This is a genomic window from Pseudomonas putida (genome assembly GCF_028682635.1).
Lineage (GTDB): Bacteria > Pseudomonadota > Gammaproteobacteria > Pseudomonadales > Pseudomonadaceae > Aquipseudomonas > Aquipseudomonas putida_AE.
Map to the genome: position 1 here is coordinate 75,547 of NZ_JANHLK010000021.1, position 25,528 is coordinate 101,074.

A 25,528-nucleotide genomic window follows, 5' to 3' on the forward strand; every position below is an offset into this window, starting at 1 on the left:
CGATGTCAGCGAGGCTGAGCGTTATTGGGCCGAACAGATGCGCTATCAGTTCTGCATGCGCCGTGGGGCGAGCAATTGCACCAAAGCCAGCGAGTAGTAGAAAAGAACCTGGAAGCTCTCCCTTCCATCGGAGGGGAAGCTGCCTGGGACATGCGGCACAATGGCCGCAATCCGCCGAAATCGACCGACTGCTTTTGGCCGATTGCTGTCTATCCCGAAGAAATCCAATAGACCCATTGCTGCCGGTGGCGACATCCATGGCAACACAGCGTGAGGAAGCCAGGGCGTAAAGCCCTGGCAGATAGCAGATGTCACTTTTTCTTTTTCGCCGACTTTTCTGCCTTATCTGATTTCTTGGCCTTTTCTGGCTTGCTATCAGCTTTTTTGGCAGTTTTTTTCGGTTCGATATCTTTTTTCTTGTCTTTCTTTCCGGCAGCTTTCGAAAGAGCCGACGCCGCCGTTGATTTCTTTGCCGTCGATGACTTTTTGTCTTTCAAATCCTTACTGGCTTTCGAAGACTCAGCTTTGCTTTTTTTCTCGTCCTTAGCCACGTTCACCACCTCTCGGAGTATGCCGGTATTGGCACATTGCCTATGGGATTTTCCACAAGCTGATCATTAGGCGAGCGCGTTCAATAGCGGTTCAAACTTTTTGATGGGTTGAGAGAGGTCTCAGGGAAAGCGATCGTTGCGATAGCGTTCGGTCAAGGACTGCACGAGGTTGACGTAGGATTGCGTCTCGGCGTAGGGAGGCACCCCGTTGTACTCGACCACGGACGCTTCGCCAGCGTTGTAACCGGCCAACGCCAGCTTCTGATTGCCGTTGAAGCGCTTGAGCAGCCAGGCCAGGTAGCGCACGCCGCCACGAATGTTCTGTCGAGCGTCGAACGGATCGTCCACGGCGAAGCGCTCGGCGGTGGCGGGCATCAACTGCATCAGCCCCTGGGCGCCGGCTTCGGAAATGGCGTTGGGGCGAAACGCCGATTCGGCATGTATCACGGCGCGGACCAGCGCCCTGTCGACACCATAATGACCCGAAGCGGCTTCGATCTCCCGCCGATAGGAATGAGTGTCGAGGCGCAGTGAGGCGACCTTGAAATCCTTCGGCGCCATGCACAGATAGCAGCCCTTGATGTAATAGAGCTCAAGGACATCGACCCGTGCGGAGATCCCGACGGGGCGCCTGCTAACATACTGACGAACACCCTTGTGAACGAAGGTGAACACCCGAATCCGCACCGCGCCTGGGCTGTCGTCCCGCACAAGCCGTGGCAGGGCCTTTGCCTTCGCGTCGACGCCCGCCATGTCATCCAGGCGAGTGCAGCGGGCGCTGGCGATGGCTTGGGTGGTGTAGCTGATGGCGCCGTCCCTGGCTTGGCACTTGAACATGGCGCTGGCGCACAGTGGCGCGACCAGCAAGGCCAGCTCGATGCAGCCAAGAAGGCTCTTGCGAGCCCATCGCCATGCTCTGGAACTCATCACATCGCTCCGCGCCGCAGGGGCCGATCAGGTCCGGAGCGCCTGACCCGGGCGCTGCGTTTTGAGGACCTGTTCTGAGTGACCCGCCTGTTGTCCTGATAGTTATACCCCTTGTGACCGGCCTTGGAACTTGCGTTGACGTACGGGCTTGGGGGTATTCCGCCGCAAACGAATGTCTCCTTCTGCTTACACAGAGTTCAGTTGTGTTGCATCGACCGGTTGATCCACAGCCGATGACTGCCCGTCGCAACCGACCCAATTTGACTCTCTGCAAGACGGTGGATCAGTTCTTTTAGCCTTCGTCTCTGTCTTCCCGATCTGACAGCCCTGCAAGTGTCCTGCCTGCGATGTAACCAAACGTCATGCCCGGCCCGAGGGTGATGCCGCCGCTAGGGTAGAAACCGTTCATGATGCTGTTCATGTCATTGCCCACGGCGAATAACCCTGGAATCGGCGCGTCATTTTTATCCAATACCCGGGCACAGGCATCCGTGTGCAGCCCGGCGAAGGTGCCGAGGCTGCCTGGCACCAGCTTCACCGCATAGAACGGTCCCTGGCGCAGGCTGCCAAGGGAGGGGTTGGGACCATGGAGGATTTCCCCCTGGTTCTGGTTGTACAGCGACTCACCGCGCTGAAACTGCGGATCGCAGCCTTTCTCGGCAAACTGGTTGAACGAGTTGACCGTGGCTTCCAGTTGCTGCGCATCAATCCCGCATTGGCGTGCCAGTCCCGCCAGGGTCGGGTCCTTGATCAAGTAGCCCATGCGAACATGGGACGCTGTGGGGAATGGAAAGGGTTTCGACCAGCCCAAGCCATAGCGCCTCTGGGCACGGTGGTCGCAGATCAGCCAGGACACCGGGGGTTCTTCCGGTCCGCAGGCATCGAACAGTGCACACATATAGTCATGGTAGGAGTCTGCCTCGTTTACGAAGCGTCGACCATCCTGACGCACCGCGAGAAAACCCGGTTTCGCCCGCTCCATCAAATGGGGAAAGCCACTGAAACCCCCGTCCTCGCGCGGCACGCGAGAGACAGGTGCCCAGGCAGCGGCATGGGGCAAGTCGGATGCCACGCGAGCGCCGACGCTTTCACCCAGGCGCAAACCGTCGCCGGTATTGCCCTTGGGGGCAGCGCTCAGGTGTCCGGTGCCATCCGGGGCATGGGCGAACTGCCGGGCAATCCGATGTCGGTCGTGCGGAAATCCGCCGCAGGCCATCACCACACCACGTCGTGCGCGGATGTCGAACGGGCGTGCGCTGCGCTCGATACGTGCACCGACCACACGCTGGTCCTCCTGCAGCAGTTGCTGTACCAGCGTATCGGTCAGCAGGCGGACGTTTCGGTCCAGTGCGCTTTTCAGCAGCCGGGCGACCAGTGCATTGCCGTTCACCAGGTGCATGCTGCGGCCGTGGCACAGCAGGTCACGGGCATGGCTCAACAGGCGTTTGCCGGCATACAGCATTGAGCGTGCAGATCGGCTCGCGTTGAGAAAGTGGTTGAGATCAGCGCCACCGGCAATACCCATCCCGGCAAGGCTGATGAGGTCCAGCGGACGCCGAAGCTTGTTGATCCAGGGACCCAGCCGACGACCATCGTACGGCAGGGCGCAGAGCGAGCGACCGCCCCTGGCATGACCTTCGCTGGCATGAAAGTCAGGCATCTTGCTGCCGGAGAAAAATTGCACTTCGGTATGGCGCTGGAAAAAATCGACCATCTTCGGGCCTTGTTCAAGGAACATCTCCATGCGTTGGTCGAGCACCTCGCTGTGCAGTTCATTGCGCAGGTAAGTCCGCACTTGTTCGAACTCTTCCACTGTCCCTTCGGCGACTGCCAACGGGTTGCGGGGGATCCACAGCCAGCCGCCCGACCAGGCACTGGTGCCACCGAGCACAGGTTCTTTTTCCACCACGATGACGTCGAGGCCAAGCTCGGCGCAGGTGACGGCACTGGCCAGGCCCGAGGCGCCGGAACCGATGACCAGGACATCACAGACAAGATTGTCGACGTCAGTCGACGGCAAGACGCCCATGGCGACCTCCATTGTTGTTTTTATAGCAGGAGCTGGCCGCCCCCAGTGGAAGCGACCCGGCAGGACGACGGTTACTGCAACGGTGAAAAGTCGGTCGGGCGCAGCAGGCGCGACTCCAGCGTCACCACAGCGTCGAGTTCCTTGTTCTGTCGGGCAAAGTCCTGCCAGCGCGGGTCGGCTGCCATGGCGTTGCGCCGGGCCATGCGATCGTCGAGGCTGGCATAGGCCCAGATGTGTACCACCTGGTTGACCTCACCGATTTCGGTGGTGAAGAAACCGACCAGGTTGCCCAGGTGCTCCTGCTGCACGGCCAATGCTGCGTTCTTGTACAGGGCCAGCCAGTCACCCAGGCGGGTCGGTTTAATCGTGTAGGTGCGCAGTTCGTAGTACATGCTGTTCTCCAGTGTGGGGTTGTTGGGTTGTGCTGCGGTCCAGACGGGCCGCGATATCACTGGCGGCGAGGTAACCGAAGGTAATGCCGGGCCCAAGGGTGATGCCGGGACCGGGGTAGGTGCCGTCCATGATCGAATTCATTTCGTTGCCGGCGGCGTACAGGCCGGGGATCGGTGCACCGCTGCGGTCGAGCACGTTGGCCTGGCCGTTGGTGATCAGTCCGCGGGCCGAGCCGAGGTCACCGGTGAACAGGCGAATCGCGTAATACGGCGCCTTGTGCAGCGGTTTCAGGCACGGGTTGGGTTTGTGAAGCGGGTCGCCCATGTAGCGGTTATAGGCGCTGCTGCCTTTACCGAACTGACGATCGACGCCAAGGGTTGCATCGGCGTTGAACTGCGCCAGGGTCTGCTCCAGTGCCGTGGCATCGATGCCAGCGATGAGGGCCAGTTCGGCGAGGTTGTCTGCGCGCAGCAGATAACCGGCGTCTATCAACGCGCTGTTATCGACCGGTCGCGGACGGGCCAGGCCCATGCCGTATCGGTTCAAGGCTTCGCTGTCACAGATCAGCCAGCAGGGCGCATTGGCGCCGCCGTTGGCGAACATGCCTTCGACGAAGCAGTGGTAGGAGTCCGACTCATTGACGAAGCGTCGACCGGCGCGGTTGACTGCGATCACGCCGGGTTTGGCCCGATCGGTCACCAGGTGCGGAAAGCGCTCTTGGCTGCCGTCGGCCTTGCGCAGCACCGACACCGGTGCCCAGAAGAAATTCGCCGCAAGGTTGTCGCCAATGGCCGCGTTGACCGAAGCGGCCAGTCGTTGTCCGTCACCCACGTTGGCCGTTGGCGACATGCTCCAGTGTTCCGAGTCAGTCACTGGCCGCTGTTGGGCGGCTTGGGCGCCGGCCGCAAATCCACCCATGGCCAATACCACGCCGCCCTTGGCAAATACGTTGCGGGTTTGCCCGCGCCAGGTGATCTGCACACCCTTTACGGTGCCCTGGTCGACAAGCAGCGCTTCGGGGGTCGCCTGCAACCACAAGTCGACGCCATTGGCGAAGGCGGTGGTTGCCAGCCGTGCGATCAAGGCATTGCCCACGGTCAGACGTGTGCCCCGTGGATGGTTGAGGCGATCCAGGGCATATCGGCCCATCAGTTTCAGGCAGTGCCAGAGCGATCGCGGCGAGCGCTTGAAGCTGAGGAAGTGCTGGATGTCGACGCGATTGACCATCATGCCGCCGAACAGCAGCATGCCGTCCGGGGGCCGCTTGAGGTCCTTGAAGTGCTCACCCAGCTTGCGCCCGTCGTACTCGTCGATTTCCAGGGCGCGACCGGTTTGCGTGCCGCCGGGCAGATCCGGGTAATAGTCGGGCGACAGTGGCCGCAGGCTGTATTTGAGCTCGCTGTGGGTCTCCAGGAAACGTAAGGCTTCGCGGCCATTGTCGATGAAGGAATCGATCAACTCAGGGTTGTAGCCGGCACCGATCACTTGCTTGAGATAGCAGCGCATCTGGTCGGCACTCAGGTGATGCCCGGCGGCCCGGGCCTGATCGGTGTCGTGCAGCCAGATCGCGCCACCGGAGATCGCCGAGGTACCGCCAAAGGCTTCGGTCTTTTCCACCAGCAGGACTTTGAGGCCGCGGCAAGAGGCGGTCACTGCCGCCGCGAAACCGGCGGCACCGCTGCCCAGGACGATCACGTCGTAGGCCAGGTCGGCACCGGCAGGGAAGTGGGTAGTCATGTTCATTGTCTATCGCCTGTCGAGGACACGGCCGCAGATCAGATCTGCAGCGGTGTGACGCCCATGAAGTGGCCGAGGTTGCCCAGTTGCGCCAAGGCCATTTCCGGGCCGGTCTGGATCGGGCAACCACGCCGTCGTGCGAAGGCGAGAAACGGCGTCACGGCCGGCGAAGTCACGACATCGGCCACCAGCGTCGACGTTTGCAAGGTTTGCATCAGGTTGTGCGGCAACGGCAGCGGGCCTTCATCGCTGGTGGCGCCCATGCCGACCGGCGAGGCGTTCACCACCAGATCGAAGTGCTCGAGCGAGGCAGGGTTGGCGCTGATCACGATCTCGGGGAAAGCATCGCGCAACAGTTCGCCGAGCATCTCGACGCGCTCTGCGCTCAAGTCGCTGATGACCAGATGACTGATCCCGGCCTGACACAGTGAGTAAGCAATCGCACTGCCGACTCCGCCGGTGCCGATCACCAACGCCTGCTTGTCCTGCGGATTGAAACCCTGCTGGCGCGCAGCACCGAGAAAACCTTCGCCGTCGACGATATCGCCCACCAGCCGGCCGTCGGTCTCGCGTCGAATCACGTTGACCGAGCCGAGCGCCGCCGAGCGCTCACTGACACTGTCCAGGCGGCCGGCCAGCAGCTGTTTGTAGGGGACGGTGACCACGCAACCGCGCAGGTTTTGCCAACCACGCAAGGTTTCGATGAAGTTCTGCAGGGCGGTCGGCGCAAGGTCGATGGCCAGCATGGCAACGTTTTGCTGGTGCTCGCCAAACCAGCGGTTGAAGTTTTCCGGCGATTTCACCTGTGTCACCGGTGAGCCGACGATGGCGACCAGTTCAGTCGAACCCTGGATCATTTGATGCTCCCGCTTCTTGGCTGTGTTGGGGCCGATAGTGCAAGCGAGGAGGGAGGTGAACAATCAAGGTACAAGGTGTTTAAGTTGATAATCGCATCATCAGTGCGATAATCGCATTGTTTGCCTGATTAAGAGCCGAATCGATGAAGCAACCCACCATCCATCAACGGGATTTGATCGTCGGCCTGCAAAAGGGGCTGGCGCTGTTGCAATTGTTTTCCCAGGAGCATCCGCGCCTGAGTGTGCCCGAGGTGGCGCGCATGGCCGACATGACCCAGAGCGCCGCCCGGCGTTTTTTGCTGACGCTGGTGCATGACGATTTCGCGCAGACCGATGGGCGCTTCTACTGGCTGACCGCCAAGACCCTGCGCATCGGCCAGGCCTATGTCGATTCGGCCGTGTTGCCGCGCATGCTGCGGCCGATCGTCGAACAGGTGGCGCGAACCACCCAGGAACATGTGTCGGTGGGCATTCGCGACGGGGATGACATCGTGCACGTTGTGCGCAGCCGCTACAGCCACATCACCTCGATGTCGATTCGGCCTGGCTCGCGGGTGCCGATGTATTGCACCGGCAGTGGCCGGCTCTGGCTGGCGAGCCTGTCAGGGCAGGCGCTCGACGGCTATTTCGAACGCAACCCGCCACAGGCGATTACGCCTTACACCCTCACCGACGAAACCCGGATCCGCGCCGAAATCACCTTGGCGGCGCAGCGGGGCTACGTGCTGGTGGATCAGGAATATGAAGTGGGCATGCGGGTGCTGAGCGTGCCGTTGATTGATCGGGAAGGGCAGTTGCAGGCCGCCTTGACGCTCACTACCCATGCGTCGCGAATGACCGTCGAGCAGATGCGCGAACGGTATCTGTCGGCATTGTATGAAGGTCAGGCGCTGCTGCGGCCGATCATGACGCTGTAGGCAGAGGAGACGAACTCTCATCCAGGCCACCTCGCTAAGGTGCGTAGAGTTTCTAGCGCTCACTGACGCGCACTCGATCCAATCCGGGTATCCAGGGCCGTCAATACTTCATGGGCGGCTTTCACCTTCGCAGGGAGGGGATAGTTCTTGTTCGCCAGCGTCACGATACCCATGCCCTTGGCTGGAACAAAGGCCATGTAAGCGCCGAAACCGTCCGTCATGCCTGGCTTGTTAATGAGCACGTTAGCCTGCGGTGGCAGCGGGGGGTTGAGCCGGGTAATTTCATGGGTTTCAAGGATCATTGGGTACGAGTTGCCCGCGAGCAAGCGGTCGAGCTCAATTGGATAGGGGTAAAACTCCCATCCCAAGCCCTGCGTCATATCTGCGACCTTGTAGCCTGTATGCGTTGGCATTTCCAACAGCATCATGCTGGCGGAAATCACGGCGAACCGGGTGCTGGATCAGATTGAAAGCACGATTGCCCACGGACTTGTGGGAGCGAGCCTGCTCGCGAAGAACGTCCAGGCAGCGCGATCATCCAGGCAGCCCGTATTATCGTTAACGTCCATCGCGAGCAGGCTCGCTCCCACAGTTTTTAGTGTGCACCGCATGACTCGGCACGGTTATCGGTCGAATCGATTCAGGGCCTGCTCCAGCCCTTCGCGACATTCAGCGACCATGCGTGTCACCAGTTCGGCGCAGGTCGGGATGTCGTCGACCAGGCCGATGACCTCGCTAAATACAAATCCGTCCCCTTTTTCCCTGGCGGAAATCACGGCGAACCGGGTGCTGGATCAGATTGAAAGCACGATTGCCCACGGACTTGTGGGAGCGAGCCTGCTCGCGAAGAACGTCCAGGCAGCGCGATCATCCAGACAGCCCGTATTATCGTTAACGTCCATCGCGAGCAGGCTCGCTCCCACAGTTTTTTGTGTGCACCGCATGACTCGGCACTATCATCGGTCGAATCGATTCAGTGCCTGCTCCAGCCCTTCGCGACATTCAGCGACCATGCGTGTCACCAGTTCGGCGCAGGTCGGGATGTCGTCGACCAGGCCGATGACCTCGCTAAATACAAATCCGTCCCCTTTTTCCCCGGCGGAAATCACGGCGAACCGGGTGCTGGATCAGATTGAAAGCACGATTGCCCACGGACTTGTGGGAGCGAGCCTGCTCGCGAAGAACGTCCAGGCAGCGCGATCATCCAGGCAGCCCGTATTATCGTTAACGTCCATCGCGAGCAGGCTCGCTCCCACAGTTTTTTGTGTGCACCGCATGACTCGGCACTATCATCGGTCGAATCGATTCAGTGCCTGCTCCAGCCCTTCGCGACATTCAGCGACCATGCGTGTCACCAGTTCGGCGCAGGTCGGGATGTCGTCGACCAGGCCGATGACCTGGCTGGCACAGACGAGACCTGCCGTGATGTCACCCGACTCCAGGCCTGCAAGGCCGCGTTCGCCCGACAACAGGTGCTTCAAGTCGTCATAGGTGGCGCCACCCGGGCGCTGCTCAAGGGCGACAATTGCTTGCGAGACGTCATTGGTAAAGAACCGCGCAGTTCGCTTGAGGGTTCTCTTGATCAAGGTGGTATCGCGCTCCGTCGCTGCCAGCAAGGCCGCCTTGATATCGTTGTGGATGGCGGATTCCCGGGTCAGCATGAAGCGCGTGCCCATGTTCACGCCGTCGGCACCCAAGGCCAGTGCGGCGGCCATGCTGCGCCCGTTGGCGATGCCACCGGAGGCGATGAAGGGAATCTTCAGGACCTTGCCCAACGCCGGGATCATGATCAGGGCAGGGACATCGTCCTCACCACAATGCCCACCGGCTTCGAAGCCGTCGATAGAAATGACATCGGCGCCGTAACGCTCCGCCGACAGGGCATGGCGTACCGACGTGCACTTGTGAATGACCTTGATGCCGTGCGCCTTCAACCGGGCAATGACCGGCTGGGGGTTGTTGCCGGCCGTTTCGACGATACGCACATCGCCCTGGATGATCGCGTCGATCCAGCCGTCATAGTTCACGTCATTGGCGGTCAGTGACAGCGTGAGGTTCACGCCGAAGGGTTTGCAGGTCAGTTCACGGGTGCGTTCGATTTCACGGCGCAGGTCGTCCGGTGTGGGCTGTGTGCGCGCCGTCACCATGCCCAGGGCGCCGGCGTTCGATACGGCGGCGGCCAGTTGCGCGCGCCCGACCCACTGCATGCCGCCTTCAATGATCGGATACTGGATGCCCAGCAGTTCGGTAATACGGGTTTTCATGATGGTCATCGAGAAAGGAATGCCCGTGCTGGACTTGTCGGTGTTGAAAAAAGTAGGAACAGAAATGTTCGATAGAGGAGGGTGACCGCCCACTACATCAAAGCATTTCTGCTCCTACGAAGCTTGTAAAACGAGAGTCAAGCTTGATGATGGACAATCAGCACGGCCGATAACACCCCCTGTAACGGGTAGGCCAGGCATCCATCAGGTTCGCCCCGGAAAGTTGGGCGCACGTTTTTCGAAGAAGGCTGCCACCCCTTCTTCCAGCGTTGGCAGATCGAGCAACGGGTGTTGGCATTGGCCTAATGCGCAGGATGATCCGGCCCACCCCACGCGGGTGGGTCGGTGACGGGTGGCCATGGCTTAACCTGCAAACCTGATTCGAAGCCTCGTGCGCAGTGTGCGGGGTAGTCAGGAGCAAGGGGTTGAGCGTCGTGAGTCGTACCATTTCCACTCTGGCAGGAACGCGCCGTAAACTCGACGGCGGCGTTCTGTTCGGCCATACACCGCGGCAGAAATGGTCGCAATGGATGGCGCCGGACCTGGACAACCGGGTCGACATTGCGTCCCGGGCATTGCTGGTGCAGCAGGATGGAAAAAACATCCTCGTGCTGGCCGGCGCCGATGCATTGCTGGCGCCGATACCCCGTGCCTGCCGCTGCCAGCCAGCCGTTTCGGGGTTGCTGGAAAGCCTGGCGCAGCACGGTTTGGGCGAAGACGATATCGATGCGGTGGTGCTGACCCATCTGCATGCACCGCTGTCCGAGGAACTGCTTGAACGGGTCAGGGAAGGGGAGATGCCACGGCTGCTGTTTCGCAAGGCGCATTACCTGGTGGGCGAACGCCACTGGGTGCGAGCACGCCACCCCCATCCACGTGATCGGGAGCTGTTCATCTCGCCGCTCTTGCATCGCCTGGAAAACAGCGGGCGCCTTATCCTGATCGATGGCCATGGCTGCGACCGCCTCGGAAGCGGGTGGCATTTTCATTTCAGCGACGGCTACACACCTGGGCAACTGTTGCCGGAAATCCTGCTGCCCGGCGGGCCTGTGGTGTTTGTCGGCGACCTGATCCCGGGAACGCACTGGCTGAGCCTGAACGTCAACAGCGCCTATGATCGCAATCCCGAATGCGTGGCCGGGGACAAGGAGCGCCTGCTCGATCATCTGGTGGCGATGCGCGGGCGCCTGTTCTTTTCCGTGGACCCGGACGTCGCCATGGTCAAGGTCATGCGCGACCGGCAATCACGCTATGTTCCCTTTGATCCGTACACGTCGCTCCATCGCTTCGACAATTGAGCTTTCGGCTGTCGATTGAGAACCCGGACAGGTTACTCCTCGCAATCCGTCGCCATCGGTGACCTGGTCAGTCTCTGATTTTGTCCAAGGCCGAAACAATGCGCTCAGCCGCATCCTGGTCACCGCGGTGTTTGAGTTCGCTAGCCACTTGGTTCAACTGCTGCGCCGTGAGGCCAACATTCATGCTGATCTTCAGGTGCGACTCCAACTGCGGCGCCAACCCTGGCATCGCGGCAAGTGCCCCAACAGTGGCCAGCTCACGAGCAGCCCAATCGAGGTTGTCTCGGGCGAAGATATCCCCGAACAGGTGAACCTTCAGAAACTGGTCAATGGCAGGGGCGAACTCAAACAGCGGCCCTGAGACCGGCGCTCCCACCAGACGGGTTTGATTGTCGGTGCCCAGTTCGAGCAAGGCATGGCCCGACGGCACGGGGCCTGGTTCGCGCCCCGGTTCGTCGTGAACGCCGCGTGCTTCGCGCTCTTGCAACAAACTCATCAGTTGCGAAAGTGCATTGAGGCTGCGCGGGAAACCGGCATACGCATAGAGCTGAACCAGGATTTCCTTGCACTCACTAATCGTTAGGCCGGCATCGAGACCGCGATTGAGCGCATCGCGCAAACGGGGCATATCGCCGGTCGCCATGCTGGCGCCGATAGAGGCGACAGCCAGTTCTTTTGCAGTCAGGGTTTGTTCAGTCACCATCTTTGTCTCCGAATTGTGTGTGGTACTGGCGAAGCTGTAAGACGAGTTGAAGGTTGACGGGCCGGCGCTATCTGTCGCAGCCGATAGGGCACATGGCATCCAGGCCGCCAGCCAGAGGCCCTTCCATGCAAGGGAATGATTGCTGAACATGGCCTTGCTCCTTGGATAGGTGGGTTCACCGGGTGTGCGACACCGGCGAACGTGAAGTTAGAAAAGTCAGCAGGGCGGCGAGCATCAGCAGCGCGGCGCTGGCGATAAATGTGCTCTGGTAGCCGAGCGCGTCAAACAGTACGCCGCCGACGGTGGAGCCCACTGCGATAGCCAATTGAACAATCGCCACCATCAGGCCGCCGCCCGCTTCGGCGTGATCCGGCAAGGCGTGCGCAATCCAGCTCCACCAACCCACTGGCGCTGCCGTCGCAATAAAGCCCCAGAGTCCGAGCAATACCGCTACAGCGATAACCCCGGTGCCAGCAGGAATCAGCGCCAGCGCAATAACCGCCATCAGCAGTGAGATGGTACTCAAGGTGCCGTACAGACTGCGCTTGAGGACTACACCGATCAGCGTTGTGCCGCAAAAGCCAGCGACGCCTATCACCAATAGCAGCAGAGAAAGAGTCGGCACCTTGACCTGGGTGACCGTTTCCAGAAACGGGCGCAGGTAGGTGAACAGCGCAAATTGGCCCATGAAAAACAAGCCAGCGGCGGCCATGCCTAGCGCCACCGTGCGATTTTTCAGCAGTTTGAAAACATTGCCGGCACCCGGCGAACGCTTCTGTGTTGGCATGCTCGGCAAGCTTAGCCACTGCCAAACCAGCGCAATCAACGCCACTGGGACCAGGCACAGGAACGCACCACGCCAACCCACCACCGAGCCCAGATAACTGCCCAGTGGCGCTGCCACCACCGTCGCCAGGGCGTTGCCGCTGTTGAAAACAGCCAGCGCCCTGGGCACCTGTGCAGCAGGTACCAGGCGCATCGCAGTGGCTGCCGACATCGACCAGAATCCGCCAATCACTACGCCGATCAGGGCTCGCCCAGCCATGTAGATCAGGTAGTTTGGAGCAAGCGCCACAACGGTGCCCGATACGGCCATCAAACCGGTCAGGGCCAGTAGCAGGGTCTTTCTGTTCAGGGTACCGGCGATCCAGCTGATCGACAGGCTGGCCAACACCGCAAACGCGCCCGATATGGCAAGGCCCTGGCCCGCCAGGCCTTGGCTGACCTGCAGGTCGTTTGCCAAGGGTGTCAGCAGGCTGACGGGCATGAATTCCGAGGCGATCAGTGCGAATACGCATAGCGTCATCGCATAAACACCTCCCCAATGACCGGTACGCGTACCTGTCTCGCTCAAGGCGGTGGCGTGCAGTTGGACGTCAGCGGTCATTTCAGGTGTTCCTGAAAGAACCGGGTCAGCTTGGCGAAAGGAATCAGGTCGACGCGGTCGTACAGATCGACATGGCCTGCGTTGGGCACGATGACCAGCTCTTTAGGTTCGCCTGCCAGGCGAAACGCCTCTTCGCTGAACTCGCGCGAGTGGGCGTTTTCACCTGCAATAAACAACATCGGGCGAGGCGAAATGCTCTCGATATCGACGAATGGGTAGAAATTCATGAACTTGGTATTACTGCTCAGCGTCGGGCGGGTGGTCTGTTGCGGCGTGGAACCGGCCGGGGTGAATTCGCCACGCGGGGTGCGGTAGAAGTCAAAGAACTCGCGTTGAACAGGGTGAGTGTCGGCATTGAGCTCCTGCACCGTGCCGCCGGTGAATTCGATCTTGCCACCCATAAATTCCGTATAACGCTGCTCGGCCGCCGCCGCGATGAGCAGCTTGCGCGCCTCAAGGGTTTGCGAATGCTTGAGCCCGTTGCGGTTGGCAGCGCCCATGTCGTACATGCTGACAGTGGCGATGGCTTTCATGCGCGGGTCGATCTTGGCGGCACTGATGACAAAGCTGCCGCTGCCACAAATCCCCAGCGCACCAATGCGCTGGCGGTCGATAAACGGCCGCGTGCCGAGGTAATCCACGGCGGCACTGAAGTCCTCGGCGTACATGTCTGGCAGTACCGCGTTACGTGGTCGTCCTTCGCTTTCGCCCCAGAACGACAAATCCAGCGCCAGGGTAACGAAGCCTTGTTCCGCCAATTTTTGCGCATAGAGGTTGGAGCTTTGCTCCTTGACCGCGCCCATGGGGTGGCCAACGATAATGGCCGGGCTGCGGGTGGCGCTGTCCAGACCTTTTGGCATGAACAGATTGCCCACGACGTTGAGCTGGTACTGATTTTTGAAGCTGACCTTTTGCACGGTCACCTTGTCACTTTGAAAGAAATTATCTGCACCGTTGGACATATCGGCTCCTAAGGCGGTGAATGAACTGATTAGCAACCCGAGCATTACGAGAAGTCTTTTCATGGGGCATCCTTCTTGAGAGAAAGCTGAAGGCGACGTAGCGCGAGGCTCGCCCCTCTTCATGGCGAGAAGCTGGGATGCGGGGTAGTGTTACGCAATAACCAGATTTTGATTAGCTAATGAATGCTTAATGCGGCTATAACCGTATCTAATCAATCAATCGAGCGTGTCCGCGATGGCCAAACCCAATTTCAATGATTTGCTGGCTTTCGTGACGGTGGCGCGGGTGGGCAGCTTTACCCGCGCGGCGGTACAGCTTGGGGTGACGCAATCTGCAGTCAGTCAGGTGGTTTCCGCACTGGAAGCCCGTTTGAAAATTCGCTTGCTGACCCGCACTACGCGCAGCGTATCGCTGACCGCGGCGGGCGAGCGATTGCTGGAAGCGGTGGGCCGTCGCTTCGATGAAATCGAGGCCGAAGTGCAAGCGTTGACCGAGCTGCGCGATAAACCGGCCGGGACGGTACGCATTACCTGCGGCGACAATGTCATCAAGACAACGCTGTTGCCCAAGTTGACGCCGTTGCTGCAGATGTACCCGGATATCAAGCTGGAATTCGATATCAACTATGGCTTCCGCGATATCGTCGCCGACCGCTTCGATGCCGGCGTGCGCTTCAGCGATACGGTGGCCCAGGACATGATCGCCGTGCCCATCGGCCCGCCTATACGAATGGCCGTCGTTGCTGCGCCAGGCTATTTCGCGAAAAATCCCGCCCCCGAACACCCTCGCGATCTGGCGGCACACCGCTGTATCGATATCCGCTTTCCCACCTATGACGGCGTGGATGCATGGGAATTCGAACGCCTGGGCAAGAAGGTTAAAGTACGTGTAGACGGCCAGTTGGTATTCAACTCCACCACCCATATCGCCGATGCTGCGGTGGGTGGGCTGGGTATCGCTTATCTGCCCGAAGACGAGTTTGCCCAAGAACTCACCGACGGGCGGCTTATCCGGGTACTGGAGGACTGGTGTGAACCCTTCGGCGGCTTTCATCTGTATTACCCCAGCCGCCGACAACCCTCCCAGGCGTTTTCGCTGGTAGTCGATGCGTTACGGGTTGATCGTTTGCCGCCGACCGGTTGAGTCCACCGCCTCTAAAAGTTGATTTTGAAGCCCAGCATCGCGTCATACCCATGACTGTCCCCGTCGAACCCCTGGCGATAACCCGCCGAAGCGGTAAACGTGGTGCGTCGATTGGCCTGGTAGTCGACGCCCAGATTGACTTCACCCCAGGTGCCCTGGATGTCTGACTCGAACGGAACGTAACCCGACTCAGAGGAAAACTCGGTCTTCGGTTGCCCTTTGAACTCATGCCAGACACTGGGACGAACCCATGCGTTGGTACGCCGTTCGCTCTTGTCGACGCCTTCGGTTTCCCAGTCCTTGGCGATGCGCACACCGAGCCGTCCGATCAGTGAGTCCACATCCTTGAACCGAACGTTGGCGCCGACGTCGTCGCTGCTGTCCAGATCGACGTAGCTGTAGATGGCCTGCAACTGCGGTTCGACGTACCAGTCCTTGTCAACCTGGTAGGGGTAGCCGTTTTCCAGCGAGGCGGTGTAGCCCCAACCGCGGGTTTTCAGTTTGGCCAGGTCGTTGGGCTTGGCCTCGATGTCGAAGCGGTTGACCTGCAACACACCGTCCAGATACCAGCCGGACGGGCCGAAGTGCGTCCAGTACGCGCCCACGCCGTAAGCGCGCAGGGTGTCTTCACCGGCGGGACGGCGGGTGTAGTGGCTGACGCCTGCGTCGATGGTGCCGGCCGATAGCGATATACCGGCCTGTTCATGACTGCCATCGGTCCTGACCTTGCGGTAGAGGTCGGTGCCGACCTGGAAGGCGGTCAGGTCGTAGTTGTACTCGGGCGTATTGCCCAAGGCGTTCTTGCGATCACCGTCCTGTTTGCCACTGCGATAGATGACCCTTCCCCAGCCCATGGACGGGGCCAAAGTGGACTCATCTTCCTTGGGCAATGGATCGCCGGCATTGAGGCGTTCTTCGCCGACCCGCTCGTGCAAGGTATCGACCATTGTCCTGCCGTAGACCAGCGCCAGCGCCGGAACCGCGCCGTACAGCGAAACCTCCGGCCGAAAATTCGGGACGGGCGCGGGAGCTGGATCGGGATCCGGGGTCGGATCAGGCGTTGGATCAGGCGTTGGATCAGGATCAGGATCCGGAGTCGGATCGGGGTTCGGGTCTGGAGGAACAGGGGGAGCAGGGGGAGCAGGGGGCGTGGGAGCATCCGAACGCAGGAACCAGGTGTCCCTGGCGGTGCCATCCTCGGCACCTCGTTGCAGGCGATACTCATACGGCCCTGCGACGGCCCTGCTGGCCAGGCGAAACGCGGTGGGGTCACTGGCGCCGTCGGTTTTGTTCAGCAACTCGACGACAGCGATGCCGTTGCCCTGGGTCAATTCGCCCTGTCCGCCGACATTACTCACGGTAACCCCGGTGGCACCGCCGCTGCCGGTGCTGGTCGAGTCCACCACCAGCATGTCGGAGCGACTGTTGGTGCCGCCAGCGTTCAAGGTGGTGTTGAGCAGCAGTCTGCCGCCATTGGACACGAAGGTCCCGCCGCCATCGGTACCGGCGGTGGTCGCGCCACTGATCAACAGCACATTGCCCACGGTGTTGGTGCCGGCCGCAAGGTCGAGCGTGCCGCTGTGGGTGAAGCTGTTCACGCCGAGTAATTGGCCTTGCACCGCGCCACCCGGCGTCGGTGTATTAGCCGCTTGGCCCAAGGGCAGATAGGCACCGCTGGCATTGAAATTGACGATGCCTGTAGCGGGTTGCGCTGCCAGGCGAATGACGCCGCTGTTGTCGATACTGTTGTTGCCGGAAGAACCCAGGTTGCTGGTCGCAATACCCCAGGTATCACGCGTGCCGCTGCCGGCGCTGTCGGCAAAATTGCGCAAGATCCAGGTACCGCTGTTGGTCACCGTACTGGCGGCACTGACGGCATTGACCGAGCCGGTCATCTGACCGGTGTTGTTGAGTATAAAATTCGTCCCGGGCGTGGTCGCATCGGCACGCACCGCTGAATCGCTGAGCGCACCGATCACACCGGTGTTCGTCAACGTCTGGGTTGCACCGCCCAGCGTGACGCCGCTGCTGTCTGCCCATCCACCTTGAAGGGTCGCGCTGTTGCTGACGCTGACCGCGCCGCCCTCGGTCAATGCATCAATCGCCGACGACCCCGTGCCCTTGGTGGTAATCGCCCCGGTGTTGCTGACCGAGAGCGTGGCCGCGCCGGATGCTTGCGCGAGAATCCCCTGGCTGTCGCTGGCACCCAGCGTCTGAATCGGCCCGGTGTTGACGACGGTTTGCTGGCCACTGACGGACAACGTACGGATGCCACGCTGCTGATTGCCGCGAGCGATCAGTTCCCCACTGTTACTCACATTCAGGGTGCCCACGCCGGTGCCCGAGTTGAATGCGTTGCCCGCCAGAATCGCCGCACCCTGGCCATTGACGTCAATCAGCGGCCCGGTGAACGTGACACTGGTATTTCCGCCCAGGGTCAGTGCCTGTATGCCAAAGGAGCCAATGCCACTGCCATCGCCCGACCCGGCATCGGAGTGCGTGATGATCGTGCCACCGGAATTGACGTCCACGGTGCCTGTAGGTGATTGGGTCGACGCATAAATCCCGTTGGCGTTGCTGTTGATCGTTTCGATACGGTTGCCGGAGTAGTCGACCCGGACGTTGCCGCCCGTCGAGTCGACCCGGATGCCACCCGCGCCAAAGCCACTGGCGAAGATGTTGCCGGAATAGTCGATAAGGACATTGTTGTTTTCGGCGCTGACGATGATGCCGTAGGCACGCGTGGTGTTCAGCCCGCCGAGCACGGTGAGATTGCCGCTGCCGGTGATGGTCGCATCACCGGTACCGCGCTTGATCACGTAGATCGCTCGCGAGCCGGCAGTATTGGCCGTGTTGCCGACGTTGATAGCGGCGTTGTTTGCAATGCTGATCGAGCCGGTAGCGCCAGCGTTATCGTTGGCATAGATACCATGTCCGCCGCCCCCGGTGGTGGTGATCGCACCGGTGTTGGTGATGTCGATGCTGCCAACGGTAGAGAAGGAGCGAATGCCGAAACCATTGACGCCATTGGCGCTGAGTGTCCCGCTGTTGCTCAACCGGGTATTGCCGGCGCCGCCTTCGGTGAAGAGGCCGAAGGCGTTCATGCCGATGGCCTGGACAGTCGCTGCGTTCACCAGGGTGGTGTTGCCATTGATCGCACGGGTGTGGACACCGGCGTGGTTGCCAATGCCAGCGGTAGGCAAGGTATCGTCGGTAATGGGATCGCCGGCGGACAGCGCATCGTCGTTGTTCACCAGGATGCTGACCCCGGCACCGACACTGACGCTGGTGTCGCCGCTGCCGGTGGCTTTGGTCCAGATGCCGTTGCCGCCGAGCAGGGTTATCTGGCCACTGCCATCGTGGGTCACGTTGATCCCGCCGCCGCCACTACCATTCACATCGATCCCGTCGTGTTCGTTGCCGACCACGGTGTTGAGGATGTTCAGGGTGGTGCCCGAAGTGACGGAAAACGTCGACAGCCCACTGCTGGCATTGGTGATGGCCAGCGCATCGAGTCCGCTGCCACCCACGTTGACCGTGTTGGTGCCGCCATTGACGCTCAGGGACGCATTGCCGGTAGATCCGATTACGTTAGAGAACACCGCGTTTGCAGCCGTCGGTGGCGTGCTATTGATCGTGGTGCCGCTGAGGGCAACGGTTGAGTTGGCGTTGTTGCCTCGACCAAGCACCGAGGAGCCGGCAGTGGTGGTGATGGCCGTACCCGCTTGAGTACTGATCGAGGCATCGACGCTGGCGGCAGGCGTACAGGTTTGCGAAACGTTGTAGGTTCCGACGGCAAGCGGCCCACAGGCGGCCTGGGCATCCGCCAGCGTCAGGACATTGGCCATGGCGACCAGCAAGGCGCTACGTTTGAAATGCGGGGCAAACCCGACACGGAAATGGTCGCGAGCGCTTTTCATTGAAACCTCCCTGTTCAACTCTCACCGATGCCTGCCAGCCAACGGGTTATGGCATGGCAATTACAGCTATAAACCTTAGTTGGTAATTCGCATATCGGGGGAACTGAAAGGGGGCGACCATCTGATGAAGGTCAAATATCACCGATGCGGTATTCGCCTCAATTTCACTCGCCCGCTTACCAGGAGGTCTATCCAATGCTTCAATGGGAGCTCGTGCAGACAGCGGGAACGTTGCCGCGTGCGGCTCAGGGTAAGCTCTTCGGTGATTTCGGGAGCAAGGCAGGCGAGATGCTGGGTGACTTTTTGTATGGTGAGGTATCAGAGTGAATGAAGTTGCCCCTGGATTGATTGCGTTGCTGATCCTTGCACCCATGATACTGGCTATGGTCGTACAGTGTTACATAGCCCATAAATACACTGAACGCTTTGAGTCGTTTCTTACGAATTGTATCTAATTCTGTGTAAGCAGAAGGAATGTTCCATTCAAGAATTTTCTGCCTCGGGCGCACGGAAGGCCTTGCTGTAGTAGCCGGACTGGTCGAAACAGCAAACGTGCTTCTTGCCGGATGCAAGCATCTCGCAGGCATCACCCATTCGTTTTGCGCGCGTCTTGAGCTGCTTGGCTGAAGTAATCCAGTGTATCCAGTCGACTCGTGCGATGGTCGTCGTATTCTTCCAGACTTCACTAGCCTCGGGATTGGCTGCCAGTGCCTCCTGAAAATCTGCCGGGATGTCAGGCTCGGGTTCCTTCTTCACAGGGGTCAGCTCCAGTGTAACGACATCCCCAACGGCCGCGCCTGTGGCTTCGAGTAATTCTCTACTGACCTGCAGCCAATGGCTCAGCTGACCATCCGGCTCAAGGGTTGCCTGGAAAGGGTGACCATTGATTGTGCCTTCAACGGTCGTCCTTCCTCGCCTCGGAAGCTGTTCACTTGCGTCTCTGGGCAGTACCAGGAACGCCCACGACGCATCATTTTCAGGCTTTGCCGGACGAAGAAGCGTTGCTTCGAATCGGGATTTCACATCGATTGTTGTCATTGCAAATCCTCCAACTAATTCGCCTGGAAAAGGGGATAGATCAATCTAGTCGTATTTTTTCCCTGGCGAACGATTCCTTATCGGTAGATAAATCGTCAGGGCAGGCTCACCGTAATCAGGTAATCCCCGGACCTTACCGGCGCACCTGCGCCGTCCACTAATTGGTATTGCTGATCGTAATAGCGACCCTCATCCCTGTCCGCGAGCAGTTTAACCGTGATGTCGGCGGGAGCACTGGTCGGGTCGATGTGACGGACATTGACGACCGGGGTGCGACCTGTAGCGGGGCAGGTTTTCAGATGGAGAGTGGAATCTTTACCCACGCCCGGACTGCAGCCCCGTTCAACGATGCCGCCCTCGAAGCGGATCGAACCTGGGGCAGCAGGCGTGGCCGCCCAACATGTACCGTTCAATGCCAGGAAAATACTGACAGCAACAGGCAGGGACTTGAAGTTCATGGCTCACACTCCTTCGGGTTGTAAGGTCGTCATTGCCGGACAGAACTTGAGGCATCAGGATAGTGCACATCTTTTTTCCACCGAGCCACTGTTAAGAAATCTCATGCCTGCACACATTCGTCTGGCTGTACCCGCTGATGCGCTGTTGTTGCCCCGCATTGAACGTTCCGCTGCCCAGGCATTCCGCTCGATCGATGGACTGGGTTGGCTTGCGGATGCCGCCACCCTGAGTGTCGAACGCCATCGGCAGTTGATCGCGTTATCGACGTGTTGGGTGGCCGTGGATGCGCAAGGGCAGCCTCAAGGTTTCCTCAGCGCAGAACGCCATGGCAGCGATCTTCATATCGAGGAGTTGTCGGTCTGTCAGTCCATGCAGGGCCAGGGTTGGGGGCGAAAACTGGTTGAAACGGCGATGGACCATGCGCGATCGAACCAGCTGCGTTGCGTGACGCTGACGACCTTTACCCACGTGCCGTGGAATGCCCCCTTTTACCAGCGTCTTGGGTTCCTGGATAACGCCGGGGCTACTTTGGATGAGCGTTTGGCAGATATCCTGGCACAAGAGTATGCCCACGGATTTGAACCCGGTATGCGATGCGCCATGTCGTGGCGGGTGGCCCAAACCCGATAGTGTTCAATGGGCGACATTTCAAAGCGAATATCACCTTCCGGTAAATTGGTCACCGGCTGCCAGCGTAGGAGCGAGCTTGCTCGCGAAGGACGTCCAGGCAACGCGATCATCCAGACAGCCCGCGTTATCGTTGACGTCCATCGCAAGCAAGCTTGCTCCTCCAGGGGAGCACGGCTTGCCCGCGGTGGCGGCCTTGTTCGTCAGCGGCGCCATTTGCGCCACGTCGGCGCGCAAACCGTCGGTGCTATGATCTGGGCATCCATATCTCGCCAAGTGATCGCCCATGGACCGCTTGTCTACCTTGTTGTCCCAGTTCGGCGTGCGTGCAAACCTGTTTTTCAACGGCAAGCTGTGCGGCCTGTCGTCCTACGACGGCGCTGAAGGGCGGGGTTATATCCACCTGCTGCAGGCGGGTAACGTCACCTTGCTGGGCCCCGATCGCAAGGACGTGCCGCTGACCCGGCCCAGCCTGATTTTCCTGCCGCGGCCCAGCCGGCATCAACTGTTTGCCAGTGAGTCCGAGGGCGCTCAACTGTTGTGTGCGTCCATGGCGTTCGAGGGCGGGGTCGATAATCCGTTGTCGGCATCTTTACCCGATTGCCTGGTGCTGTCTCTCGATGAGCTGCCCATGCTGGCCGACATATTGAAATGGATGTTCGGCGAGGCGGCGGATGTGCATTGTGGCAGGGAGGCCGTGTTGGAGCGTTTGTTCGAACTGCTGATCATCCTACTGTTTCGGCATCTGCTGGATCACCACCAGTTGCGGACCGGAATGATGGCGGGCCTGGCCGATTCGCGGCTGGCGCGCTCTCTGGTGCAGATTCACAACGCGCCTGAGCGTGCCTGGTCGATTGCGCAATTGGCGAGCGAGTCGAACATGTCCCGCGCGGCCTACGCCGTGCATTTCCGGGAGGTGATCGGGCAGACGCCTGCCGAGTATCTGTTGAGTTGGCGCATCAGCCTGGCGCAGAAGCGTCTGCGGGAAGGGCGGTCGATAACGCTGATCGCCGCCGAAGTCGGCTATGAAAGCCCTTCGGCACTGGCCCGCGCGTTTCGACGCAAGACGGGTTACAGCCCGCGGGACTGGATGAAAGATCTGACGGGAGAAGATGATGGGGCAATGGCCTGAAAGCGTCGAACTGCTTCAGGCCATTGCGGGAGGTCGATCATCGGGTTTAACGGCTTTGCAATTTGATCAGGGAATGGCCAGCGACGAATATCGAAGCGGCCAGCAAGCCGATGTCCTTGAGAAGAAACTGGCCCGGCGCAACCGTGATGGCGGGAAAACCGAGGCCGGGTTCGATCACGCCGGGGGTCGAGAACATGAAGCTCAAGGTGGTGAAGAACAGCCCGGCGGACAGCGCGCCACCGATCAACGACAGCTTGGGTGACAGCAAGCGACCTGCAATCAGGACACCGATCGAGACCTCCAGAACGCCAAGCAGGCTTGCGAAGGTATCGACGCTGAAGATGTCATAGACCCAACCCAGGAAAGGGCTGTTGCTCACCAGCGGAACCAGCCCGACGGCTTCGTAGTGGGTGAACTTCATCCCGCCGAACCAGAAGTAAATGACGGCGAGGGCAAAGTAGGCACCGTAGCTACCCACCGCCATGGTTTTGATCCCGAGCGTTGAAGGGATTTGGGCGTTGTGGGTTCTGTTGTTGTCGATGCTTAAGGTTTTCATGATCAAGGCTTCCAGGAGTGTGGTGAGGAACGCTAATCAGCAACCCGGCGCGGTGTGCGTTGGGAGTGGAGCCAGTGTTGCCTTTGCGTGCACACTCGTGGCGTCTGAACGTATTGCGTTCAGTGCAGATCGTCTTGACTCATTGCAGGTCTTGAAAGAGCAGGCGCTGTGAAAGAACGTCGATGAACACCCGGATTCGGGCCGGAACATGATCGCCAGCCGCCCTGAGCGCGTAAATGCCAGAGGTGCTCGGAGCGGAAAACTCCTGCAGCACCGGTAAATGGCTTCATCAATCGCCAGCCTGCAACGCACCCTGGAGGGCACCCATGACCATGTCATGCAGCAGCTTGCGGCGTGCTGCCTTGCTTGGCTGAGACTCTCCAACCCAGCCCGGCAGTTGGTTGAGCAGGGAAACGATGCCGCTCAAGCTGGCGCGCCGGCTGACGCTCACCGGTATACCGGTGAGCTGCTCTATCGTACCCACCAGGTGTTCCTCGTAGCGCCGACGCAAGGCCAGGATCGAGGCACGCTGTTCGTTGCTCAGACAATGGAGGTCATACTCCGCCAAGCGGAAATGCGCCCCCATACGATCATGCAACAGCAGGTGCGACTCAAGCAGAGCGTGCAGTCGTACAGCAGGTGCGGATTTGCGACGGTTCACCAGGCCTGCGCCATGCAGCAACTGTTCGTAGAGTTCCTCGATCAATTCGAACAGCAGGGCCTCCTTGCTATCGATGTGGTTGTAAACGGAGCCGACCTTTATTCCCAGGCAAGCGGCCAGGTCGCGCATGCTGACCCGACTGAAGCCACATCTGGCAAATAGCTCGAGGGCTTTTTGCCGGGTTTGCAGGTAGCGCGAGGGGTGAGTTTGTTCGATGGGCCCTGCCAAAAGAGTCGACGGGCCGGCACGGCGGGCCGTAAACAGCCGGGACGCAGTCATGGAATCGATACCTCCATCGTGGCTCATCGATTTCATATGCGAAACTGACCCAATAACCGATTGAGCTGGTCCGCCATTTGGCCCAATTTCTGGCTGGCCTCGTTGGACTGGTCTGCTGCCAGGGCATTCTCGAGGGCCAGCGAGGTGGCGTGGGTGACATTCTGGTTGATGTCCTCGACCACGTGGGACTGCTCCAGGGTGGCACTGGCAATTGAGGCATTCAGTTCAGTGAGATTGCGCAGTGCGCTAATGACCTGGTGCAGGCTTTCGCCGGTCTCGCGGGCCTGTTCCACGGTTTGCTGAGCGGCCTGGCTGCTGGCATTGATGACCTTCACCGCCGCTTCCGAGTTGCCCTGCAGGCGTTCGATCATGACCTGAATCTGTGCGGTGGACTGCTGGGTGCGCTGGGCCAGCAGGCGCACTTCGTCTGCCACCACGGCGAAGCCACGACCCTGTTCGCCGGCGCGCGCCGCCTCAATGGCGGCATTCAGCGCCAGCAGGTTGGTCTGCTCGGCGATGGCGCGGATCACTTCCAGCACGCTGCCGATCTGGGTGCTTTCCTGGGCCAGGCTCTGAATCACTTCCACAGCCTGGCCGATGGTCTCGGACAACTGGTCGATCTGGCGCAGGCTGCTGTCGATATTGTGCTGGCCCTTGCAGGCCTGCTCATCGGCCCGGCGTACTTCGTTGGCGGCGTGCTCGGCGTTCCTCGCCACTTCCTGCACAGCATGGGAAACCTCGTGAATGGCGGTGGCCACCAGTTCCATTTGCTGTGATTGCTGTTGGCATTGGCGCTGGTTATTGCCGGCAATCTCTGCGAGCGATTGCGAGGCCTGGTCCAGGCCGCCAGCGGTCTGCATGGACTGACCGATCACAGTGCACAGCTTGCTGGTGAACGCGTTGAAGTGGCCGCTCAGCGCGGTCACTTCATCGCGCCAGCGACTGTCCAGGTTGTGGGTCAGGTCGGCTTCGCTGCTGGCGATGTTCTCCATTGCGTTGACCACCTGTGCCAATGGCGAGGCAATGCTGCGGGCAATCAGCAGGATCAGCGCGCTGAGCACCAGGGTGATCGTCAGCAGAATGATGAAGGCCTGTATCAACTGGCGGCGGAACTCGACTTGCACGTCGTCGATGTAGATGCCCGAGCCCACGATCCAGCCCCAAGGCTTGAACAGTTCGACGTAGGAAACCTTCTCCACCGGCGCGTCGGAGCCCGGTTTTGGCCAACGGTAGCGCACCAGGCCGGAGCCGTCGCGTACGGCCACGGTAACCATCTCGTCGAACAGTGCCTTGCCATCAGGGTCGCGAGTGCCGGCCATGCGCTTGCCCTCAAGCTTGCCATTGGGGTGCATGACCAGGCGTGTGTCGAGGTCTTCGATCCAGAAGTAGTCCTCGCGGTCGTAGCGCAGGTCGCGTATGACCGCGCTGGCCTGTTGTTGCGCCTGCTCACGAGTGAGGCCGTGGCCTTCCAGGCTCTGGAAATGGCGCAGGATGCCGCTGGCGGTCTCGACCACATGACGGGTTTTCAGCGCCTTGGCCGCATAGAGGTCGTCATGGTTCTGCTTGAGCATCAGGCCAGCGAGAATCAGCAGCATCAGGATGGATGTCAGCAGGATCAACCACAGGCGGCGGCTGATGGGAATATTACGCAGGCCGAGCATGGGCAACTCCGGAAGGCGGGCAGAAA

The 25,528-nt window shown here is 60.2% G+C and carries 21 protein-coding genes and 1 pseudogene; 5 read left to right on the top strand and 17 right to left on the bottom strand.

From position 1 onward, the window contains the following. Positions 1–311 precede the first annotated feature (311 nt). From NPS56_RS22975 to NPS56_RS23000, 6 genes are all read right to left on the bottom strand, one after another. Positions 312–560, bottom strand: a complete 249-nt coding sequence (locus tag NPS56_RS22975) for a hypothetical protein (protein ID WP_274076749.1) — start codon at positions 558–560, stop codon at positions 312–314. A 111-nt stretch (positions 561–671) separates the two neighbouring features. Further along, positions 672–1,478, bottom strand: a complete 807-nt coding sequence (locus tag NPS56_RS22980; RefSeq protein ID WP_274076750.1) for a lytic transglycosylase domain-containing protein — start codon at positions 1,476–1,478, stop codon at positions 672–674. A gap of 292 nt (positions 1,479–1,770) precedes the next feature. Next, the gene (locus NPS56_RS22985; protein ID WP_274076751.1) at positions 1,771–3,507 is read right to left on the bottom strand and encodes an FAD-dependent oxidoreductase; all 1,737 of its coding nucleotides are present in this window, start codon (positions 3,505–3,507) and stop codon (positions 1,771–1,773) included. A 71-nt stretch (positions 3,508–3,578) separates the two neighbouring features. Further along, on the bottom strand, positions 3,579–3,899 hold the full coding sequence (locus NPS56_RS22990) for an NIPSNAP family protein (protein WP_274076752.1): 321 nt from the start codon (positions 3,897–3,899) through the stop codon (positions 3,579–3,581). Next, positions 3,868–5,643: an FAD-dependent oxidoreductase gene (locus NPS56_RS22995; protein ID WP_274076753.1), complete on the bottom strand. Its 1,776-nt coding sequence runs from the start codon at positions 5,641–5,643 to the stop codon at positions 3,868–3,870. The genes NPS56_RS22990 and NPS56_RS22995 overlap by 32 nt, the downstream gene beginning before the upstream one ends. 32 nt (positions 5,644–5,675) lie before the next feature. Beyond that, positions 5,676–6,494 carry a shikimate dehydrogenase family protein gene (locus NPS56_RS23000; RefSeq protein ID WP_274076754.1) on the bottom strand — a complete coding sequence of 273 codons (819 nt, stop codon included), beginning with the start codon at positions 6,492–6,494 and terminating at the stop codon, positions 5,676–5,678. Positions 6,495–6,637: 143 nt separating this feature from the next. On the opposite strand from NPS56_RS23000, the gene NPS56_RS23005 reads away from it, so the two are divergent. Next, the gene (locus tag NPS56_RS23005; protein ID WP_274076755.1) at positions 6,638–7,411 is read left to right on the top strand and encodes an IclR family transcriptional regulator domain-containing protein; all 774 of its coding nucleotides are present in this window, start codon (positions 6,638–6,640) and stop codon (positions 7,409–7,411) included. A 59-nt stretch (positions 7,412–7,470) separates the two neighbouring features. On the opposite strand, the pseudogene NPS56_RS23010 reads toward NPS56_RS23005, so the two are convergent. Further along, a pseudogene (locus NPS56_RS23010) lies at positions 7,471–7,818 on the bottom strand (serine hydrolase); the annotation flags it as partial. 882 nt (positions 7,819–8,700) lie between these two features. Next, entirely contained in the window at positions 8,701–9,684 is a 984-nt protein-coding gene (locus NPS56_RS23015) for an NAD(P)H-dependent flavin oxidoreductase (RefSeq protein WP_274076756.1), read from the bottom strand. A gap of 425 nt (positions 9,685–10,109) precedes the next feature. On the opposite strand from NPS56_RS23015, the gene NPS56_RS23020 reads away from it, so the two are divergent. Next, a complete protein-coding gene (locus tag NPS56_RS23020) occupies positions 10,110–10,973 on the top strand; it encodes an MBL fold metallo-hydrolase (RefSeq protein ID WP_274076757.1) in 864 nt (287 codons plus the stop codon). Positions 10,974–11,040: 67 nt separating this feature from the next. On the opposite strand, the gene NPS56_RS23025 is transcribed toward NPS56_RS23020, so the two are convergent. From NPS56_RS23025 to NPS56_RS23035, 3 genes are read right to left on the bottom strand one after another with little or no spacing between them, the layout of a single operon-like run. Further along, positions 11,041–11,826: a carboxymuconolactone decarboxylase family protein gene (locus NPS56_RS23025; protein WP_274076758.1), complete on the bottom strand. Its 786-nt coding sequence runs from the start codon at positions 11,824–11,826 to the stop codon at positions 11,041–11,043. A gap of 25 nt (positions 11,827–11,851) precedes the next feature. Continuing rightward, positions 11,852–13,063 (bottom strand): MFS transporter, encoded by a 1,212-nt coding sequence (locus tag NPS56_RS23030; protein ID WP_274076759.1) that lies wholly within the window; start codon positions 13,061–13,063, stop codon positions 11,852–11,854. Then, positions 13,060–14,088, bottom strand: a complete 1,029-nt coding sequence (locus NPS56_RS23035; protein ID WP_274076760.1) for an alpha/beta hydrolase — start codon at positions 14,086–14,088, stop codon at positions 13,060–13,062. Before NPS56_RS23035 ends, NPS56_RS23030 begins: the two co-directional genes overlap by 4 nt. Positions 14,089–14,260: 172 nt before the next feature. Here NPS56_RS23035 and NPS56_RS23040 point away from each other — a divergent pair, with 172 nt between their 5' ends. Then, positions 14,261–15,169 carry a LysR family transcriptional regulator gene (locus NPS56_RS23040; protein ID WP_274076761.1) on the top strand — a complete coding sequence of 303 codons (909 nt, stop codon included), beginning with the start codon at positions 14,261–14,263 and terminating at the stop codon, positions 15,167–15,169. Between the two features lie 11 nt (positions 15,170–15,180). On the opposite strand, the gene NPS56_RS23045 is transcribed toward NPS56_RS23040, so the two are convergent. The 3 genes from NPS56_RS23045 to NPS56_RS23055 form a co-directional block, all read right to left on the bottom strand. After that, positions 15,181–19,089 (bottom strand): autotransporter outer membrane beta-barrel domain-containing protein, encoded by a 3,909-nt coding sequence (locus tag NPS56_RS23045; protein ID WP_274076762.1) that lies wholly within the window; start codon positions 19,087–19,089, stop codon positions 15,181–15,183. Positions 19,090–19,572: 483 nt separating this feature from the next. Next, positions 19,573–20,127 (bottom strand): YdeI/OmpD-associated family protein, encoded by a 555-nt coding sequence (locus tag NPS56_RS23050; RefSeq protein WP_274076763.1) that lies wholly within the window; start codon positions 20,125–20,127, stop codon positions 19,573–19,575. Between the two features lie 95 nt (positions 20,128–20,222). Next, positions 20,223–20,585, bottom strand: a complete 363-nt coding sequence (locus NPS56_RS23055) for a type 1 fimbrial protein (RefSeq protein ID WP_274076764.1) — start codon at positions 20,583–20,585, stop codon at positions 20,223–20,225. Positions 20,586–20,688: 103 nt separating this feature from the next. Between NPS56_RS23055 and NPS56_RS23060 the strand changes: the two genes are divergently transcribed. Both NPS56_RS23060 and NPS56_RS23065 read left to right on the top strand, forming a co-directional pair. Then, positions 20,689–21,216, top strand: coding sequence for a GNAT family N-acetyltransferase (locus NPS56_RS23060; protein WP_274076765.1), 528 nt, complete (start codon positions 20,689–20,691; stop codon positions 21,214–21,216). A 283-nt stretch (positions 21,217–21,499) separates the two neighbouring features. After that, positions 21,500–22,345, top strand: a complete 846-nt coding sequence (locus NPS56_RS23065; RefSeq protein WP_274076766.1) for a helix-turn-helix transcriptional regulator — start codon at positions 21,500–21,502, stop codon at positions 22,343–22,345. 46 nt (positions 22,346–22,391) lie between these two features. On the opposite strand, the gene NPS56_RS23070 is transcribed toward NPS56_RS23065, so the two are convergent. The 3 genes from NPS56_RS23070 to NPS56_RS23080 all read right to left on the bottom strand — a co-directional run bounded on the left by NPS56_RS23070 (position 22,392) and on the right by NPS56_RS23080 (position 25,502). Next, a complete protein-coding gene (locus tag NPS56_RS23070) occupies positions 22,392–22,901 on the bottom strand; it encodes a YkgB family protein (RefSeq protein ID WP_274076767.1) in 510 nt (169 codons plus the stop codon). 289 nt (positions 22,902–23,190) lie between these two features. Then, positions 23,191–23,841, bottom strand: coding sequence for a TetR/AcrR family transcriptional regulator (locus NPS56_RS23075; RefSeq protein ID WP_274076768.1), 651 nt, complete (start codon positions 23,839–23,841; stop codon positions 23,191–23,193). A gap of 32 nt (positions 23,842–23,873) precedes the next feature. Next, a complete protein-coding gene (locus tag NPS56_RS23080; RefSeq protein WP_274076769.1) occupies positions 23,874–25,502 on the bottom strand; it encodes a methyl-accepting chemotaxis protein in 1,629 nt (542 codons plus the stop codon). Positions 25,503–25,528: the final 26 nt, after the last annotated feature.